Origin of the sequence: Cyanobacterium sp. uoEpiScrs1, from assembly GCF_947331815.1 — a bacterium.
Taxonomy (GTDB): Bacteria; Cyanobacteriota; Cyanobacteriia; order Cyanobacteriales; family Microcystaceae; genus Rippkaea.
On sequence record NZ_OX373462.1, the window covers coordinates 1,701,821 to 1,721,624 of the forward strand.

The following is a 19,804-nucleotide window of genomic DNA, read 5'->3' on the forward strand; positions in this document are numbered from 1 at the left end:
CATAGTGAAATACTAGTGAACTACACTTATTAAGTAATTCGTATTCTAGTTCATATTCAGTGATATTAATATCTCTATGATTGTTTAAAGCATACTGATAAAACAAAATATCATAAACTTAACAAACAATTGGAATTTTATCTAAAAAATATCTTTTAATAATACTCAAATTAGTAATGGAGTTCATAAAAATAAGATCAAATTGATTATCTCTTAATAAGAACTGAATATCTAAATTATATTTTTTGACTAGATCTCGTTCTAAGCTTGTTTGTTTTGTATAAAAATATTGAGCGTATTTACGAGCATTAATATTTTCAGGAAATAAATCAGGAGTTCTATAATTAATAATGTTACTTTGAGCTAGAAAAAATTTTTAATTAATTTGGGTAATTACTTGATTTAATTTATTCTTAAAACTCTCAAACTCATCTTGTATTTCATTTTGATAGTTAGGAAAAAACAATCCATATATTTTGTAGCCGCAACGAGATAAGTATTCAATTTATTTTAATATCAATTTTGTCTTATTACTCTGTTCTAATAAACAGTCACTGTCTATAAAAAGAATTAAACAAAGGAATAAATTGTAAAAGCCTAATATCTTTTTTGAAGGAATTCCACATTCTCAAGGTGCTTCCTTGAACTTTTTCTAGAAAAAACGTAATTTAGGTTTAATCAAACTTCAATAAATTAAGTTGACTTTTAAGGTTGATTCTACTTTTTGATAAAATTTATATAATAGTTTATATTTGAATATTTCTCTTAATTTATGTAAATATAGTTTCCACCCTCGAAATATTTGAATATAAACATAGTTGTTAAACCAATCTACTTCAAAAATAGGAAGTATCTTAATATGGGGATGATATAGTTTTTCTTAAAAATTACGATTAGCAATAATAATTGGTTGATAACCCTGTCTCGCAGCCGCCTCAGCAATAGACATACTATATTCATAGTGATGTCCTTGAAGATTAGATAGTGAATGGTCAATAATCAAAAATTTTTTCATAAAAAATCTAGGATAAAAATCCATAATGATAAACTCCCTATATGTTATAAACGACTAGAGGAGTAATATTTTAATTGATAATCAGTAATTAGTGAGTATGACTTAAAATAACAGCTTGACAAAGTCTGTAACGGTGAGATTAATTAGAGTAGTATTTAACACTCTAAGAATCATACTCTATCAGCATCATTACTTATTTTACCTAATCTTAGTTACAGTATCAAAATTAATACTTTTAGATAAACTAGTATGATATTCAACATCATTAATAGTGTCAAACTTATCTGAACTTATAAGAGTTAACAAGATAAAAATATTTTATTTATCACCACTAATTAGTTTGTATGATTCACTGTTACTAGCCTTAATATCATGGTCGATACATTTACTAACACTATTATTTCCTTTAAAATATCTGTCTCTTAATTACCGATAGGTAATCCATTATCTCTGTATTTATTAGTATAACTATTCCCATGGGAGTCAATCAAGAGGTCATTATTATTTTTTCTAGAGACAAGCTTAATATCGTCACTTTTATACATTTTATCGATATCAGTATTAAAGTCTTAATTTATCAAATTTATCGATGATGTTGTTCTACTGTCACTCACAAAAAAATTGTCGCTAATACTCGCTAAGAACAAGTCTGCACTACCATCTTTCCTGGAAGTATCATCTTCTTGATAACCATTCAAGGAGTCCTAACCTTGTATTCATTTAAATTAATCACTTTCATTGTTTTTCATTAAAAGATTATGGCTAACTACACCAATGAGCAAGTCTTTATCCTTTGAAATCTAACTTATATTGTTCGATTGCACGTTAGTTAGGATAACATTTTTAATAGTTATAAAAAAATCAGCCATAATTTGTAAAATAATTAACTCGTATGTTTAATTGTCAACTTTAAAATCATGAGCCCTCTTTATAAAGAGGGCTAAGTAAGTAGTTCTCAATAAATTACATAAAATATAAAAATATTATACCTTGTGTAAACAGTCTATATTAAAGTTCATATTATTTTGATTTAGTCTTGTAATATTATTACAGTAATAATATGGAGATTAATTCTATCTAATTTTTTTTATCTCAGCTATTTTTCAAATTTATCTTTTGATTTGTAAAACTGCTTTTATAATTATTTCTCTTGGATGAATAAATAATTTTACCACTATTATAGTTATTGATTATTTCTAATGTCAAAAAAATATAAGTATTTTAATCGTTTTCTTTTTTTAAACTATATCTCAGACATAAATAAACACCTAAATATTATTTCATAAGTATGTTTTTTTGAGCTTTATATACTTTAAAGTAAAAAGTAATATTTTTTACCTTAGTTTTTTCTCATTCTGTAAGCTATTTTTAGTACAGGTAAACTTAAATAGTTTTTGTATTTATATCAAGCACTTTCCTGTTTCACTCTTCTTGAAACTTGTCTAACTATATATTTTTAAATTATTGTGAGTATATAGTGATTGCTTTAATTATTTTAGCCAAAACATTATATTTTGAGCATTATAGTTTACTTTATACAATTTTTGTATTAGGGAAAATAGATTAGTTAACTTGACCTTGTAATTTGATATTTTCCCTCAATGTTTTTTGTAAAAGTTACTAGAGTTACAGTAACAATACTGATTTACTATCCAATACATTCAATTATTACTCGATAAATGGCTTTTGAATAAGCTAGGACAATCATCCAGTATTTTTGGGGAAGATTTTTATCACACAGAAAAACTAAGTCTAGAATCATCTGTAGAATGGTAGTAACTGAAGAAGTTTCAACTAAATTACAGATAGCATAATTAAATTTCTTTTAAATAATCCCTGTATCTTTTAGCATGGAGAGGATATCAAAGCCAATTATAGATTGACGTTATTGTGAATTCTCAACATCGGTTAGAAACCATTGCTTATGTATGCATAGTCCAGCAGTCTTGGACGCATGGACAAATTGAAGGAGAAGTTAGGGCATCTCAGTATAAATGGCGATTCAAGTGGCATTTTAAGCGGGGTCGTTTATGGGTTCATCCAGCCTTAGGACGAGCTTTAATTTATGAACCGTTAGAACGTTTTTTAGAACACTGCGACTATCAGCTAGAACCAGGAGGAAATTATCAGTTTACAATGAGAGCTGAACTTTAATCCTAATAACAGTTAAACAAATTGTCAAAGAAATTTCTAATTAGTTTGAATTAAGACTATTTTTTATGTTATAAGGTAGGATACTTATACTTAATTTCAAAATCAAAATAAATAGTTCCCAATTAATTTAGGAGTAGTGTACAGCGAGTTTTATAAATATTAAATAAAAACAAGTCCAAAATAGTTTCCTAAGACCAACTAGTCTAGATCTCTTAAAACAGGACAAGTTACTTTTACCCAGTTTACTGATAATCTTAGTCAAGACAAAATAGAAAATCTATTGCTATGCTTTATTACGTGCAGATTAATATAAATGAACTGTTGGATAAACATTGCCACTGCAGTATTGTCTAGTATTTAACGATGTTAATGACACTGTAGTCGAGTTATTAGGTGCGGATACACCATTTTTTAAAAGGAACAGAGTTCTTTACTTCTCAGAATTAAATAATGATTAAGGTATCTTTGATTGCTCCTATTAAGTTTTTAGTATTGTAGATGATGGTTTGTTTATTATGGTTGAATATGAAGTGGCATAGTAACCCTATGTTAATCTCACTTAACATTCAATTTAAGGCCTAACTGAGAAGACTGGTAAGCAAGATCAGCGACTTGAAGTGCATAAAGACTTGATTGCGGCTTAACATAAAGAGGATGTTCTTCGAACAGATGATCTAAAATCTGCTTAGTATCTCGAGCAAATAAACCGCGACGACTGCCTAATTCGATAGTTTTAGTACCTTCTTCCGTAATTAACGTTCCTAAATTACCATCAAAACTTAAAGTTCCACAACTGCCATATAACTTAAAGGTTCGTTCACTTTTCCAAAACACCTCTCCTTTTCCATATACCACATCAACCTTTAACTGATTATTAAATTCTAATTGAGCACTGCATAAACAAGCTGTAAAATATCCCTTTTCCGGAGCATCCCAATAGCGAATATTAGAGTACACACTATAAACTGTGCCAAATAAGTCGGTAAAACGATGAATACGGGGTAAGGCAGCTATCAGAGGAAAACCAAACATTTCTCGATGGTAAGTCCAACGGCGTGGGGCCAACTTTTGAGAGGTAATCGTTTTATAACGACCATAGAAGACTTGACCTAATTGAGGAAGATATTGATAAATTTTTTGATGCATTTGCCCCAAAAGTTCAATATGTTCAATGTGTAAAAGTGTTTTTTGTTGAATGGCTAAGGATAGTAATTCAGCTCCTTCAGTAAAATTGAGGGCTAATGGATATTCTAAAACTACGTGTTTTCCAGCTTTAAGAGCTGCGCGAGCGATCAAAGCATGATCTTGATTAATGGTACAAATAACTACTAAATCAACTTCTCGATTGTTAATCATTGTTTCCCAAGACTTACAAGTAGAAATACTGTAGGTCTGTCCAAAATCAGCTGTTTTGTTTGGGGTATTTCCTGTAACACAACACAATTTTGCTCGATCATCTTGGAGAAACGCCTCTACTCGTCTCTGGGCTACATATCCTGTGCCAATAATGCCGACTTTTATGGGTTGTGGGAGGGAATATATTTTCCTCATTGAATTTATTATCTATTGATTAGTATCTTATTTGTACAGTACAGGTAATTAATTATAGTCATAACTATAATTAATAGTATTGGAGCATAACTTTTTGAAAGATAGTTTTCCGATATAAAATCAATCAAATCACCTTGAATACAAGACAATGGAAATTTTTATTAAACTAAATTATGGTAGCTTTGCCTTGAATCAAACATAAGAAAAACTTATTTTAAGTGTATTTAAAAATCTCATTACTAATCCTTTCCTAACTCTGGTTGTTTTTCCCTTAGTATCAAATATGGGACTTGCAATCAAGTTTTGCTCAATAACAGTTAATAGCTGCCTTACTTAAAAAGAGGAATTACACATGGCAACCTACAAAGTAACCTTGAAAAACGAAGCAGAAGGAATCAACACCACCCTCGAAGTACCTGATGATGAGTACATCCTAGACGTGGCAGAAGAGCAAGGGTTAGATCTTCCATTCTCTTGCCGTGCAGGTGCCTGCTCTACTTGTGCTGGTACAATCGTTTCAGGCACTATTGATCAGTCTGACCAGTCTTTCTTAGATGATGACCAAATTGAGGCAGGGTTTGTTCTTACCTGTGTTTCTTATCCAACTTCTGATTGTGTTATCGAGACTCACCAAGAAGAATCTCTATACTAACTCTTTAACAAGAGTTTGATCTCCATTAATTTTGACTATAATTGAATGCGGTTCAGCAGGGCTAGATTAAACTATAATTCCTGCTGTATCATTTTGTTCGACATTTACTGTTAATTTTTTATTAGAGTCAGGACAAATAATTTTAACTATAAGACTAGTTAAAATTATTTGTCCTGACTCTAATAAAAAATTAAACTCTCTTGAAAGAAAAGAAAATTGAACTATATTCCGTTGCTATCAAGCATATATTTAGGTTGTCATCCGTATTTGCCATTTAACTTTAGGATAGTAATTTAAAAATAAAAGTTGAGGTTAAATTTGGATGGTCGCACTTTTATTAATCTTTGAAGATTTTTTAAGTTAATTGAATAAAATAGCTTAAGATGTATAAAATATTTTCTATACTTCCATTTACAAAACAAATTTCGAGGTTTAGAGAAAACAGATTTTTAAGTTGTTTCAGTAATTTAATAGGTAGGTATTGAGTTAGTATTATATTCTATTGCTTTTTATAAAAAGTATTTTAAGAGAGTATGTCACCTAAGAAAATAATTTCTAAAATTACGTTAATTATTGAGAATATAAGCCTAATAAAAATTTCAATAGAAAAAATAACAACAAACACTTAACAAGTATACAATAGTAAGTGTTTAATGTTGGAACCAACTAACATCAAGATAGTTTATTTTTGCGAAAGGTTCCAAAGCTGTTAATATTCGACTGCCATAACTTCTATAATTAACCCGGTTATCTAATATAGCTACCACGCCTTGAGGTTCTCTTAACGGCATTACTACCCGTTGAATTATCTTGATAGCTGTTGGTAAAAGATAAAAGCGAAACCAATCTTTATGTTGTTTTTTATAAAAGCTAACACGAGCAGCTACTAAAGGATTTTCTAAGGAAGGAATTGGTAAAGTTGCTATTACCAATAATTGAGGTATGGGCAATGTTTCATTATTATGATACCAAAAGTCCCAGCCACTAATTAAAATTCCATTATTAGGAATTTGAGTTTTTTCTACTTGTACTCGCGAGCCAAATTCAGCGGCTAAAGCCGTTCCAATTCGTGCTTTTAAAGGTACATCGTCAGTTAGAATAATAATTAGTTGTGAACGATGACAACATAAGGTGACAAGACGATGCACTTGGTCGAGCATTACTCCCTGGAATTCGGGGGTGTTTGGCATGGGCAGGCGGTCACGAATATACAATTTAATAAATTCATTTTGTCTATTAGGAGAGAATCTAAGACACAGAATATTATTTGTAAATCCGATGCTATCACGATAAGTCGCTGCAATTTTATCACTATCAAGGACTCCTCCCATTAAAACAACGGGGGATCTTTGCCAAATTGGCTGTAGCAGAGAACCTACTTCTAAGGGACTACTATGAAGAGAAAAATCTTTAGCATCATCATCTATAGAAGCCCAAAGCAATTGACTTTGCATTGACATTTTTCCCCAGAATTGTTTAAAAGATGATTCTCCTGTAAGTACTTCTCCTAAATGTTGTAGAGTCTTATGTTCCTCTTGACTTAAAAGATAACATCGATAAGGATTAATGGAACGGCTTAAAATTTTTTTTGTCAAGTAAAGACGTACTTCTTGAATTAAATTGCCATACGCAGAGTATTTTTTTTGTAACTGTTGCCAATGATGTGGTCTAAGAGTGTTAGTATAATACTCTCTTGTCCAATGTTCTAATTCATCAGCATTATCGATTAAAGTAGGAATTTTAAGGAGAGAATAACTGTTTTTTTTCAGGCGAGTACTTAACCAAGTTTGAGGCGATACCATTAATATTCCTTCAAAATTATCCCAGGTTAATTTTTCATCTTCTGTATGGATAACTTGGTCAGTTTTTAACCACTCTTGCAGCCGGGGAATAATTCCTGTTAATAATTTTTTTTGAAGTGTGGAAGAGGCAACCAACAAAACAGGGTGAGCGCTCAATAATGCTGGCATTAAGTAACTATATCCATAACAAGATACAGTACTTCCAGTTTGAATAATTGCTGAACGTCCCAAACGCAAACCCCTTGAGACTAATCTTGCCATACTGAGATGGTGATCCCATGAAGGCAATCCTTGCTGGCGTAAAAACGCTCGCAGTGAGGCATGGACTTCTGCTTCAAGTATGGTCATTGATAATTGTTTTTTCTACCAAAATATATCCTAGCATTTTTATAAAAAAACATACAATTTATTTTTAGTATCAAACTAAATTTATTTTTAAGTTTTGTTATTTCTATTTTATTTATTTGTTTTATCTTAATTAGTTAAAAAATAATTTTAGCAATTTTTTTGTATACAATATTTATCTTGATGTACTTAAAAAGCACTCATGAATATTATTAAATAAATATAATTTTATGACTATTTTAGTTCATAAAATATAAAATTATAGCTAACAAAAGTTTAGTTTTTTAATAAATGCTTCGAAAAAAGATCTCTGGAAGTTATTGTCTATAAAATTATCACATTTAGTCTGAAAAGATCAGTTGATACTGTATGTTGCTTGAACAATATTTATCGATACATTTTTTTTACTGAAATTTTATTCGACTGCGTTGTTTAAATCGTATTCATATACAAACACATTTTTGATAGTTTTATAGACTTTTATTTTAAATTATTTTTTATATTGATATTTAGCTGTTATTTAACAAAAATACATATTGCTTATTATAATACTATAGTTTTGATTCTTACTTTTGATAGTATCCCTCAATTATTTTATAGCTTTTGCCTTTATTTATTATTATTTAAATTTACAGAGTAAGTAGTAAGTTACTTTATTTTTACCTGCTGGCTTTAACAGATAAATATACCAACAGAAGTAAAAGTTAAGACATAAATAATCGTATATAATTTTTTATTCATTTTAAACTTATCTAAATTAATAAGCATCTTGAAAGTTAAATTTGTATTAAGAAGACAGTTTTTGTGAAAGTAGTTGATAAGATGCCTGTTTAGATGAATAAATTTTTGGAGACTAACATGGAAGAAATAGATTTAGATGATGTTCTACATTGGACTCCTGAGGCCAAGAGAAAATTAGAAAATATTCCTTTTTTTGTACGCACTCAAGCTCGCCAGCGGATTGAAGCATTTGCTAGAAAAGCAGGTTCTCATGATGTTACAGTTGAGATCGTCGAACAAACTCGGTTAGAATTTGGACAGTAATTCTTCTAAAAAACTTAAATATTTTCTTTTTGCGAATATTGTTTATCTGGTTAATCTTAAAATAGTTGCCGAATATTTCAAGTTGCGTTGAGCAGATAAACTTAAGGTAGTGTTGCATCTAAAAATGCTTAAATAAAAAAAGTAGTCGTTAGATATTAGTCATACTAAAAACCTAACTAATGTGATTGAAGTAATTAGTAACTATCAAAGTTTGTTCGTGACTAACAGACTTCTTATTATATAAAAATTAAAATATAAATTTTATATTCACAGGAGAATACAAACTTGCAAAAGTAGAAACTGTAGACTACGTATCCTCATCATAAAAAATAATTTTCAGATCAATTATTTAAGAATTAAAATGATTATAGATAAAATCTATAAAAATAACAAATAACTCATAAGGAGGAAGCTATTAAATCTTATTCAAAATTCTCAAAAAAAATGAAGTGAGCTAATAATAGTCAACCATTATTTAAGATAATAAAAAAAGGAGTCAAAAACAACAACAAAATAAAGAAAGTATAAGATAATAATTAGGCTATATCGTAAGAATATAAAATAATTTGTTAAAAAATTTTACTAGAATTGATGTATAGAATTAACTAATAATACGCTAGGTAAAGATAGTTCGGAGTTAAAAGTCTATTATTGTTTAATCCATAGACTTCTATTTTAATTAATTGATATTTTTTAAGTTATTGAATGTGAAAAAGTTTAAACTATTATTTAATAATTTTTTGAACTCTTTTGAATTAAATTAATTACCTAAAACTCATGCATAATACTTTATTTTTAGAGAAGTATATCCATATTATGTCTATTCATATGCCCTAAAACTTAACTCCTTTTATCTTCATAAAATGAAGCTTTTCGTCTATCGTACTCCTGAACTAACTCCACTCAATAATTTGCTGGAATGTACTGTAGTAATTGACGTTTTGCGAGCCACAACTACAATAGCCACTGCCTTAGACGCCGGTGCAGAAGCAGTACAAGTGTTCAGTGACATTGATAATTGGATAATTTGAGAGAAACAAACGATCTACTGGCTCCCAGAAAAAAGTCTTCGGGCTGGTGAGAGAGGAGGAGTCAAAATAGAAGGGTTCGATTTAGATAATTAGCTACTTAATTGTAGCCCTGAAATAGTGGGAAATAAACAATTATTTTTGACTACCACTAATGGTACTCGTGCTTTACAAAAAGTAGAAAACTCTACTACGGTGATCACCGCTGATATGGTTAATCGTCAGGCAACTGTGCGCTATTTGTTAGGTGCGCAATCAGCAGCCATTGCTTTAGTTGGATCGGGATAGCAGGAAGGCTATTCTATCGAAGATACAATATGTGCAGGAGCAATTGCCCCTGCTTTACTATTAACTAATACCCTAACTGTAGGAAACGATGAAGTAATCGCTTCAGTTGCTCTTTATACCCAATGGCAAGAAAATTTACTTGAACTGTTTTGTCAAGCAAGTCATGGACAACGATTGCTAAGATCGAAACATGAAAAAGATTTAATATACTGTGCCAAAATCGATATCATAGAGGTGTTTCCAATTCAAAAAGAACCAGGGATTTTAGTAAAATTCTCCTAGTTGCTTCTATGGAATTGAGTAATTAATAAAATAAATTTTTAAAAAATTAGTGACTTTACGTTAAGCTCAAGTCAATGTGGTTGAGTTTAAGAATATTATAAAATATAAATTAGTGAAAAAATTGATGTTTATTGCATTACTCTTGCTAAGATAGATGATTTTCCCATTTGGTTGCCAAAATAAACGATAATATTATTTATAGAATAAAAATTTTATTCTAAGTGTCTATTATTGTTTTGAAAAAGATAATGGCGAGAATATTGATCATATAAATAAAATCAAATAACTTCTCTTAACAAATTTTTTGTTTCATTAAAAAATATAGTTAATCAATAATACTTACAAAAACATTGAATAGTATTTTGTTTATATGAGATTGAAACATTACGTCTAAATAGACTATTGTTTAGTGTATAAAATAAAAGTTATTACTTGCCGGAATATAACTGAAAAGATTATTAGGTAAATACAATCACCCTTCTCAATCTAATTAAGTAATTTAAAATATTTCCATAAAATGGAGTTATGTGTTATAAACGAGAGGCATGCATAATTTATAACCATAATGTATATAAGGAATATAATATGATATTTATTTTGCCTAACTAACTAAATGTTCTAGTCCTAGAATATTGAATTTATACACCTATAAATGTAAATCTTTTTGATTAAATATACTCCAACATTCCTGAGCAATTGCCAAGTCTTCTTCGGTATGAATAACAATAATTCTGACAGTTGAATCATCGGTTGCAATATCAGTATTGACTGGAGAATTATTATTTTTTTTTCTGTCTAATTTTAATCCTAAGAATCTAAATGCTTCACAAGTTTTCTCACGTACAATTGCCGAATTTTCTCCTACTCCTGCAGTAAAAACCAGTGTATCTAATCCACCTAAACTACCTAGCATTGCGCCTAGATGTAATCGTAGACGATGAATATACATGTCAAAAGCTAATTGTGCGCGAGAATTTCCTTCATTAACTGCTTGAATAATGGATCGTAGATCAGAAGAAATCCCTGAAATTCCTTGAAACCCTGATTTTGTGTTTAACATTGTATTTAATTGATTGGCCGTAAAATCATATTTATGTATTAAGTGAATTAAAATAGCAGGATCAATGGAACCACTACGGGTTCCCATCATTAAACCTTCAAGGGGAGTAAATCCCATCGTTGTATCAATACTAATTCCATTTTTGATCGCGGCTAAAGAACAGCCGTTGCCTAAATGACAGGTAACTAATTTCAAAGATGTTAGAGGTCTATTTAAAATTTGAGATGCTTTTTCAGCACAATACTTATGACTTATTCCATGAAAACCATAGCGACGAATCCCTTTTTCTAACCATTCATAAGGAATGGGATAAGCTGCTGATTTCAGCGGGATGTGACAATGAAAAGCTGTGTCAAACACTGCTACTTGTGGAATCTTTCCTAAGATCTGTTCAATAGCTTGTATTCCCTGTAGGTTCAATGAATTATGGGTTGGAGCTAACGGAATTAAACTAGCTATTGCTGCCTTAACATCCGGAGTAATTAAGGTTGCTGCAGAATAATCTTTACCTCCATAAACTATTCTATGTCCGACAATATCAATCTCTGAAAAATTTTTAAGTACTCGTGTTTTTCCTTGAATTAAGGTATTAAGTATTTTTGATATCTGTTGACAATAATTATCATAGTTTATGATATCGTTTGTTATAGTTCCATTGGCTTTAACTGTTAAAATTCCTTGATGTTTAGCTTCTGTCCAATCAATATCAGCTATCCAGATGGGTTCTATAGAATGTTTAGATAAATGATTATCAGTCAAATCATATAGGCAACTTTTTTGACTGCTTGAACCTGCATTAATGACTAGTATTTTCACAGCTAGTTTGTTAGTAAAAATTAATATTTTTTCTCTGTAAAAATTTTACTGAATTTAACTAAGTCGATAGCAAATCAAGAGTAATATCTTTACAGTCAATGTAGAATCAATATATATTTATTGTATTGATTCTACATGATAAAAAATATTAAAAAAATCAAATATCCTAATGATCATATAATTGAAAGTGATTATAAATATCATAAGCCATTAACTAGCCTAAACCAATTGCATTAGCTTAATATTGTTTGTTATTAGTTTTTTAAATATTTAAATCGCCTATTTTATAATTAATTTATATTGTTTTATTTGAGAATTAATCTTGCTCTTCATCTCTTTTCTTTTTGTAAAAAAATAATTGCTAGCTATATTCATGGCTAGGGTAAAAATGTACTATTAGGCAAATAATATCTTATATTGAAACTAAAAATTATTCTTATCTTTTTTACTAAAAAAAATTAAATATACATTCTAAACTATCAATTTATCTATATTTTAGCCACGGGTATCATTGTTATAAGTATTATGCTATTAATGATTAATATTCTAATTTTGTACTTTAAACACTTAGCTTATATAATTATTACTCAGTAATATAAAAATCATTACTGCTATTTTTTATACTCTATTTATTTTACTAACTATATAAACTCATCAGCCAATTTTGTGTAGTTTACATAGAGTAATGATTTTTATATTCCCTATGAGCAAATACTTACATTTTGTATTTTATTGATTTATTTTTGGTCTATAAATCATTACTATTTTTTAGCTTAGCATGAACTATTTTAAGTTTTAAAAAACCCCCTAATCCTGCCATTATCAAGAAAAAAATAACAGTGATAGATTGAGGAATAGCTAAAGACATAATTGGATTTTGCACCTCTATAACAGTCTTCGTCCCTGACAGTGTAGAATGTCTTCGAATCAACTTTGTAGAAGGAGATTGTAAATTATCTTTAGTTTTATCCTGGCTTAAATTAGTGTAACTTTCAGTTAAAAAACTTCCTATAGTCGAAGTAAAAGTAGTGGTGGAAGTAACCATAATAAACCTATCGATTATAACTATTTACATAAATATAACTATTTATATAAAAATTTTAATAAAAAAAAAGTATCTTGGCGAAGATTATAAATGATTGTTTATATACAATTATATTTCTTCATATTTTTTTTATCTTTAAATCAATTCAGCAAGTATTAATCGTTACAATATCTGAAAGACATTTCCTCAATACAGAATAATATAGAGACTTTGTCTTTATATACGACTAAAATTTTTAGTGCTTAAAGCCTATTAAGTCCTTTTAACTTTACAAGAAAGATAGTGTTTATCTTAAAAAGAAGTAAACAAATTGTCAGTTGACCTGTGTGTACTTCAAAAAACTTAATTTGTTGTGGACAAAAAATAGCACCGAGAGGAGTAATCTGTCCATTGCCAGTGAAGAAAGAAGAATTAGGCTTAGTCAAATATTACGTCTATTAACAAATTTCTCAAAACAGAATCGATATCGATATAGGAGTAATTTGGGAGATTAGCATCGGAATCAGACAGAGTATCAAATTTAGAAAATTGGTTAATATTTTTGATGCCTCAGATAATCAAGAAAAGGTAAAAAGAAAAGAAATGCTACCTTGTCGAAATGTTTGAAACAACGTCAGGTTAATTACACATGCACTATCAATACTCGTCAAGTGACCATAACTGACGCTACGATACAATGACTGAGAGCAAACTGTACTCTAAAATTCTTATCCTGTCCTATCTTAGATATAAAGAAGGCTAATGAGTAACTATAATTCCAGCCAAATTCAACAACTCCGAGAACTGGGGGCTTATTTATGCCAACAGCGATTAGATCAATCTTTAACTCTAGAACAAATATCGACAAGTACCTTCATTAATTTATCTGTTTTACAAGCCCTCGAGCAAGGGCTGGTGGATCAGTTACCTGAACTAATCTATGTGCAGGGCTTTGTACGCCGTTATGGAGAAACTTTAAGTCTCGACGGACACAGCTTAGCTAATCAACTTCTCCCCCAGCGAATCGAGGAGTCTTCTCCTAAAATATCTTCTGAATTAGCGATACTGTCGCCCATTAAATCTTTAAGAGAAAATTTTTTATTTCTCCCCTTAGTAGGTATACAGACAACTGTAAACATACCTAAAAAAGCATTTTACTTCCTAAAAAATTTAATCTCTATAACCTCTATAACCTCTGAAAAAGCATTGACTATTCCTATCTTATTACCGCATAAACTTAGAGTTTATGGATTTATTTTAGTATCGCTAGGAGCTATAACGGGGCTTTTTCATCTTTTCTCTGTCTCTCAATCATCTAAATCTTTTTCCCAAAAAAATATCTCTGAAGTGGTAACAAGACTTTCAATAAAGGCTAAAAACTTAGAAAATCAAAAACCAAAGACTGTTTCCACTTCTAACCCTAATGCCACTTCAGAGGCTAAAAAGATCAGTCAAAAGTCAGTTAGGGATAAAAAGGAAAAATCATCAGCTCCTACTGTGGTAAACACAAACACGAAAGAGAATAATGCCCTCAATAAGAATAATTCTACCTCTAATCTTGAGTTAGATGCCCCCGTAGCCGCTGCCATCATCTTAGAAGGTGATTCTTGGATAAGGGTTAAGATAGATGGTAAGATTGAATACGAAGGTATTTTAAGAAAAGGCACTCAGCAAACTTGGACTGCCCAAAAGAGTTTAACTATCCGGGCTGGTAATGCGGGGGCAATCGGTCTTGCTGTTAATAACCAGCCCAGCCAGAAGCTAGGAAATATTGGCGAAGTACAAGAAGTAACTTTAACTGCCAATAATTGAACGTTAGTTTTTGGTCCAGACTAAATCGCTTTTTACTTCTGTTTTACAATTTTTCTTAAACTGTCTCAAGGGAAGCTAAAGGATTGGGAATAGAGCCCGATGGGGCTTCAAATTCACCCTTAATAACATATTCTAAACGTAACTTTAGCCAAGTAATAAACTCAGAATTTAGGGATATTATAGCAACAGATGGTTGGGGGCATTTACTCTTAATTTCTGCAAATTCTAGGATTTCTATAAAAGCAGGTTGTCTAATCAACCAAAAATCAATTTTTTTATTTGTCTCTTTATAGTTCCGCGTTCTTTCCCGAAAAACCTCATCAAGGGGCTCTTCGTCCAAGAGAAAGTGTTGACTGGCTAAAATGTAATAGTAGGTCGTCATTAGTTAGTAATTAATTTCTAAATTTATTCAAGATTAATTATTAATCTTGAATAAATTTTCTAAGTTAAGGATTATTAATGATTTAGAATTCTCCTCTCATGGCTAGTTTCATTTCTCGGACTGCTCGTTCCATCCCCACTAAAACTGCACGACTAACAATAGTATGGCCGATATTCAATTCCTCTATACCTGGTAAACAAGTAATAGGGTAAATATTCCAGTAGGTTAAACCATGACCAGCATTTATCCGTAATCCTAAGTCTAACGCTTGTTCACATCCTTGTCTTAAAAATTCTAACTCTCTTTCGCGTATCCTAGCATTAGGAGCATCTGCATATTTACCAGTATGAAGTTCAATAAATTGAGCTTTGATATCAGCTGATGCCTGAATCTGGTTTTCTTGTGCATCTATGAACAAGCTCACCGGAATGTCTGCACTTTGCAGATGGGCAACAATTTCTTTTAGACGATAATAATTTCTTACAATATCTAACCCTCCTTCGGTAGTTACTTCTTCTCTCTTCTCGGGCACTAAAGTCACGTAATCTGGTTTAATATCGAGAGCTATGACAATCATTTCATCAGTGGGAGCCATTTCTAAATTTAGATGAGTGCGGACGGTTTTACGTAATAACCGTACGTCCATCTCTTGAATATGACGACGATCTTCTCGAAGATGTGTAGTAATACCATTTGCCCCTCCTAATTCTGCCAAAATGGCAGCAGCGACGGGATTAGGTTCTACAGTACGTCTTGCTTGGCGAATAGTGGCTATATGATCGATATTTACACCGAGAGTCAGCAATTAATTTAACCTCGTCTTTAAAACTTATGCGTATCCTAATATCTACCATCCTAACTGAACTTCTTATCATTATTACTGTTAATGATATAATCAAATCAATTTATTTTTTATGTAAAATATTGTAATAAAAATAGGACATCAGTATAGTAAGTAAATGACCATAATTTTTTGGGAAACAATACGACAATAGAACTTAGAATTATTTCAATATAAATTAGTAAACTATCTGATTAATATCATATGAGTTTAAAATTTAAAAATAGATAAGTAAATTATTTTTTGCTTTTGGTCGTTTTGTAAAAAACAGTAGAGCTAAGCAGCAATAAAAAATAAATATTGACCTATTTATATACTCAAACACTAGACTCAAGCCATACTTTTTTAGTATGTAGCTATAAGTTATTTATTTTATAACTTTATAAAGATTTATATAACTAATGTAATAAAAAAACTCAATTTTTAATGGCAGACTTATAAAAAAACGATAAAAGTTAACAATTCATCTAATTAAAGCAATAAAGCTTGAATTTTGCAAAAACTATTATATGCTATCCAGCTTAGAAATAAATAAAGCTAGTTAGTGTTTAAAAACTATACTTCAAAGTAACTTATATATCGTATAATACAACTACAGAAACAACGAATTAATTATGATAATATTTATATTATAGTTAAAAACTAGTATGTTTGGTATTGACTATTATCATATTTCTTATAAATTGGATAAAAAAGATAAACAAAAAATATGTACTTAAAGAATTGATATCGAATCTTGATAAAATTAATATTTCGAATTACTAAAGTTAAATATTGTTCTTAAAAACTCATTTTTTATTTATAAAGTATATAAAGTAGACGACAAATTTTATACTATTTTTATATTTAAATAGTATAAAATTACTTAAATATATAGCATTTAATAGTCATTGAAATAATGTATTTTTTTATAAAAAAGCTTATCATTACTGCTAAGTTATTGTAAATAAAATTCTTAACACTATGTAATTAAACGAATAAACGAAATTATATAAATTAATTTTGGAATCGATTAATTATCCATTTAGTGAACTTAGTTTGACTATTTTTGTATGATTATTTTTATGGGTATATAACTGAATCGTTATTTATTAACTTTCGTAGAAACTATGAAACTATCCTTACTTAATTATCAAATTTTGTTGTAGACAGAAATGTTTCCTGCATTCTACTAATAATTTTAACAAATTTGCCCATCCCGAAACCAAATAGTCCGTTGACAGTGACTAGCTACTTCAGACTCGTGAGTCACCATTACTAGAGTAATACCAGTATCATTGAGTTCTTGAAAAAGTTTCAGAATTTCTTGAGTAGTTTGGGAATCGAGAGCTCCTGTCGGTTCATCGGCCAGAAGTAACAAAGGATTATTAACAATAGCTCGAGCTATAGCTACCCGTTGTTGCTGTCCTCCAGATAGTTGATTAGGCTTATTGTGAAGGCGATTTTTCAGTCCTACTTTTTCTAAAGCTACAATAGCGCGCTCGCGCCGCTTTCGAGTAGCAATTCCCGCATAAATCATTGGCAGGATGACATTTTCCAAGGCTGTCATCTGGGTTAAAAGGTGAAATTGCTGAAAAACAAAACCAATTTTGCTATTACGAATGGCAGCTAATTGTGTTTCTCCCAGTCCCGATATATTCACACTATCGAGATAATAATAACCTGAAGTAGGACGATCCAGACAGCCAATAATATTCATTAAAGTCGACTTTCCTGAGCCTGATGCACCCATAATAGCACAAGATTCTCCTTTTTTTATAGTTAGACTAACGTTTGTGAGGGCATGGACAGCGGCACCGCCACTACCATAAATTTTAGAAATTTTTTCTAAGTAGATAATGGTAGAGTTCTGTTCATTAATCTTATTGGAGTACCTCAATACTTTCCGGGGAAACGATAGATTATTAGAGTCCATTGTTAAGTAAGCTTTAATCTAAAATTATGTTTGTCTTGTATTATGGCGTACATCAGAAGAATGAGACATTTTTTGATAGATAGTTACCAATCACTGTGTTGAGATAATTTTCATCAAGTAAAAACTTGTAGCAAATTCGAGTATTTCTGTTAGATATTGATTATGACATTTTTGATTTATTTAGCAATTTATTTTGTATACTTAACAAATAAATTGCCATTTATCTTATACTATATATTTTAATTATTTAGTTCATATACATAGTTTTTACTACTAATAAACGACTATTGATTTAAGTTATTTAAAATGTCTTTTCTTATTAAATATCATTCAAATCCAGTCTTTAGATAAATATGTCGTTAGATTATAATAAATTAAAATCTTTTTTATTTCCATACCTAACTAATTGGTTTACCATAAGCGAAAAGAAACTTATCATTATTTTATTTTCAATAGCCATATAGTAAGAATAATTCATTGACAACTTAACTAGTTCAAATGACAGTCCAACGCCTAGCTAATTCTCAGTTATCTGTTTCTCAATCATCATCTAGACAGAGGAAATCTTCCACATCTTCTACAATCGCACTGTCAGGTAAAGCCACAAACCAAGAAAAACAAAGCATAGACGAGATACTTCGTCCTAGTTGTTTAGCTGACTATATCGGACAAGAAAACCTTAAAAAGATTTTATCTATTGCAATAGGAGCCGCTAAAACTAGACAAGACGTTCTTGACCACTTGCTCTTGTATGGACCCCCCGGACTAGGAAAAACAACTATTTCTTTGATTATAGCTAGAGAAATGGGAGTTGACTGTAAAATCACATCTGCTCCTGCTTTAGAGCGTCCTAGGGATATTACAGGACTGCTAGTTAACCTTAAACCAGGGGATATTCTCTTTGTTGATGAAATTCATCGTCTTAACCGATTGACTGAAGAATTACTTTACCCAGCAATGGAAGATTATCGCCTTGATATTACTCTTGGAAAGGGACAAGCTGCTAGAATTCGCTCTATCCCTCTGCCCAAGTTTACTTTAGTTGGAGCAACGACTAAGATCGGGGCACTAACATTTCCCTTACGTGATCGCTTTGGGCTCATCCAACGATTACAATTCTACAAAACACATGAATTGACGTTAATAGTATCACGGACTGCCAAAATTCTGAACACGGAAATTACCACGGATGGAGCGGCAGAAATAGCTCATCGTTCGCGAGGCACTCCTAGAATTGCCAATCGTTTATTACGACGAGTTAGAGATTATATGCAAGTTAAAAAACTCGATTGTATTAGTAAACAATTAGCAGCAGAAGCCTTAGATATTTATCAAGTCGATATTCAAGGACTTGATTGGACGGATCGCTTAATCTTAGAAACTATGATTAATCAATTTCAGGGAGGTCCAATTGGGCTAGAAGCGATAGCGGCTGCTACAGGAGAAGATTCAAAAACTATTGAAGAAGTTCATGAACCCTATTTACTACAAATTGGTTATCTTCGTCGCACCCTGAGAGGGAGAGTCGTTACAGACCGAGCCTACCGACATTTAGGACAAACAACTGAGGTATAGTTACCTATTTTTAATAAATAGTTAATAAAAACTTCTGAATTAGTCAGTTTTTCTATAATAGGCATAGTAAAGTAATACAATAAAAAATTGAGAATCTTGCTTTATGAAGATTATAAGATTCAAAGATCTTTGTATGTGTAAGGATAAAGCTTTTGGAGTTACTGTTAACTTATCTATCATCAGTTGATTTAAAAGCTGAAATAGATTGTCGATTTAAT

General features: G+C 30.5%; 13 protein-coding genes and 1 pseudogene. 6 read left to right on the forward strand and 8 right to left on the reverse strand.

What is annotated here, in order from left to right; translation table 11 throughout:
* Nucleotides 1–880 precede the first annotated feature (880 nt).
* The gene (locus OXU93_RS05930) at nucleotides 881–1,039 is read right to left on the reverse strand and encodes a hypothetical protein (protein ID WP_267383235.1); all 159 of its coding nucleotides are present in this window, start codon (nucleotides 1,037–1,039) and stop codon (nucleotides 881–883) included.
* 1,866 nt (nucleotides 1,040–2,905) lie between these two features.
* On the opposite strand from OXU93_RS05930, the gene OXU93_RS05935 reads away from it, so the two are divergent.
* Nucleotides 2,906–3,169 carry a DUF3146 family protein gene (locus OXU93_RS05935; protein ID WP_267383237.1) on the forward strand — a complete coding sequence of 88 codons (264 nt, stop codon included), beginning with the start codon at nucleotides 2,906–2,908 and terminating at the stop codon, nucleotides 3,167–3,169.
* A 555-nt stretch (nucleotides 3,170–3,724) separates the two neighbouring features.
* Here OXU93_RS05935 and OXU93_RS05940 read toward each other — a convergent pair.
* Entirely contained in the window at nucleotides 3,725–4,720 is a 996-nt protein-coding gene (locus OXU93_RS05940; protein ID WP_267383238.1) for a Gfo/Idh/MocA family protein, read from the reverse strand.
* Nucleotides 4,721–5,072: 352 nt separating this feature from the next.
* Here OXU93_RS05940 and OXU93_RS05945 point away from each other — a divergent pair, with 352 nt between their 5' ends.
* Entirely contained in the window at nucleotides 5,073–5,372 is a 300-nt protein-coding gene (locus tag OXU93_RS05945) for a ferredoxin (RefSeq protein WP_267383240.1), read from the forward strand.
* A 650-nt stretch (nucleotides 5,373–6,022) separates the two neighbouring features.
* On the opposite strand, the gene OXU93_RS05950 is transcribed toward OXU93_RS05945, so the two are convergent.
* Nucleotides 6,023–7,522, reverse strand: coding sequence for a helicase C-terminal domain-containing protein (locus tag OXU93_RS05950; RefSeq protein ID WP_267383241.1), 1,500 nt, complete (start codon nucleotides 7,520–7,522; stop codon nucleotides 6,023–6,025).
* An 855-nt stretch (nucleotides 7,523–8,377) separates the two neighbouring features.
* Between OXU93_RS05950 and OXU93_RS05955 the strand changes: the two genes are divergently transcribed.
* A complete protein-coding gene (locus OXU93_RS05955; protein WP_267383243.1) occupies nucleotides 8,378–8,563 on the forward strand; it encodes a PCP reductase family protein in 186 nt (61 codons plus the stop codon).
* 863 nt (nucleotides 8,564–9,426) lie between these two features.
* A pseudogene (locus OXU93_RS05960) lies at nucleotides 9,427–10,161 on the forward strand (2-phosphosulfolactate phosphatase family protein).
* A gap of 646 nt (nucleotides 10,162–10,807) precedes the next feature.
* Here OXU93_RS05960 and OXU93_RS05965 read toward each other — a convergent pair.
* Together OXU93_RS05965 and OXU93_RS05970 are read right to left on the reverse strand one after the other, a co-directional pair.
* Nucleotides 10,808–12,037, reverse strand: coding sequence for an acetate kinase (locus tag OXU93_RS05965; protein WP_267383244.1), 1,230 nt, complete (start codon nucleotides 12,035–12,037; stop codon nucleotides 10,808–10,810).
* Nucleotides 12,038–12,785: 748 nt separating this feature from the next.
* Nucleotides 12,786–13,082 (reverse strand): hypothetical protein, encoded by a 297-nt coding sequence (locus tag OXU93_RS05970; RefSeq protein WP_267383246.1) that lies wholly within the window; start codon nucleotides 13,080–13,082, stop codon nucleotides 12,786–12,788.
* 741 nt (nucleotides 13,083–13,823) lie between these two features.
* Between OXU93_RS05970 and OXU93_RS05975 the strand changes: the two genes are divergently transcribed.
* A complete protein-coding gene (locus OXU93_RS05975) occupies nucleotides 13,824–14,873 on the forward strand; it encodes a helix-turn-helix domain-containing protein (RefSeq protein ID WP_267383248.1) in 1,050 nt (349 codons plus the stop codon).
* A 55-nt stretch (nucleotides 14,874–14,928) separates the two neighbouring features.
* Here OXU93_RS05975 and OXU93_RS05980 read toward each other — a convergent pair whose 3' ends face one another.
* The 3 genes from OXU93_RS05980 to OXU93_RS05990 form a co-directional block, all read right to left on the reverse strand.
* The gene (locus OXU93_RS05980; protein ID WP_267383249.1) at nucleotides 14,929–15,255 is read right to left on the reverse strand and encodes an MgPME-cyclase complex family protein; all 327 of its coding nucleotides are present in this window, start codon (nucleotides 15,253–15,255) and stop codon (nucleotides 14,929–14,931) included.
* An 82-nt stretch (nucleotides 15,256–15,337) separates the two neighbouring features.
* Entirely contained in the window at nucleotides 15,338–16,060 is a 723-nt protein-coding gene (locus OXU93_RS05985) for a pyridoxine 5'-phosphate synthase (protein WP_267383253.1), read from the reverse strand.
* A 1,216-nt stretch (nucleotides 16,061–17,276) separates the two neighbouring features.
* Nucleotides 17,277–18,011: an ABC transporter ATP-binding protein gene (locus tag OXU93_RS05990; RefSeq protein ID WP_267383254.1), complete on the reverse strand. Its 735-nt coding sequence runs from the start codon at nucleotides 18,009–18,011 to the stop codon at nucleotides 17,277–17,279.
* 498 nt (nucleotides 18,012–18,509) lie between these two features.
* On the opposite strand from OXU93_RS05990, the gene ruvB reads away from it, so the two are divergent.
* Nucleotides 18,510–19,586, forward strand: a complete 1,077-nt coding sequence (gene ruvB, locus OXU93_RS05995) for a Holliday junction branch migration DNA helicase RuvB (RefSeq protein ID WP_324126994.1) — start codon at nucleotides 18,510–18,512, stop codon at nucleotides 19,584–19,586.
* Nucleotides 19,587–19,804 lie beyond the last annotated feature (218 nt).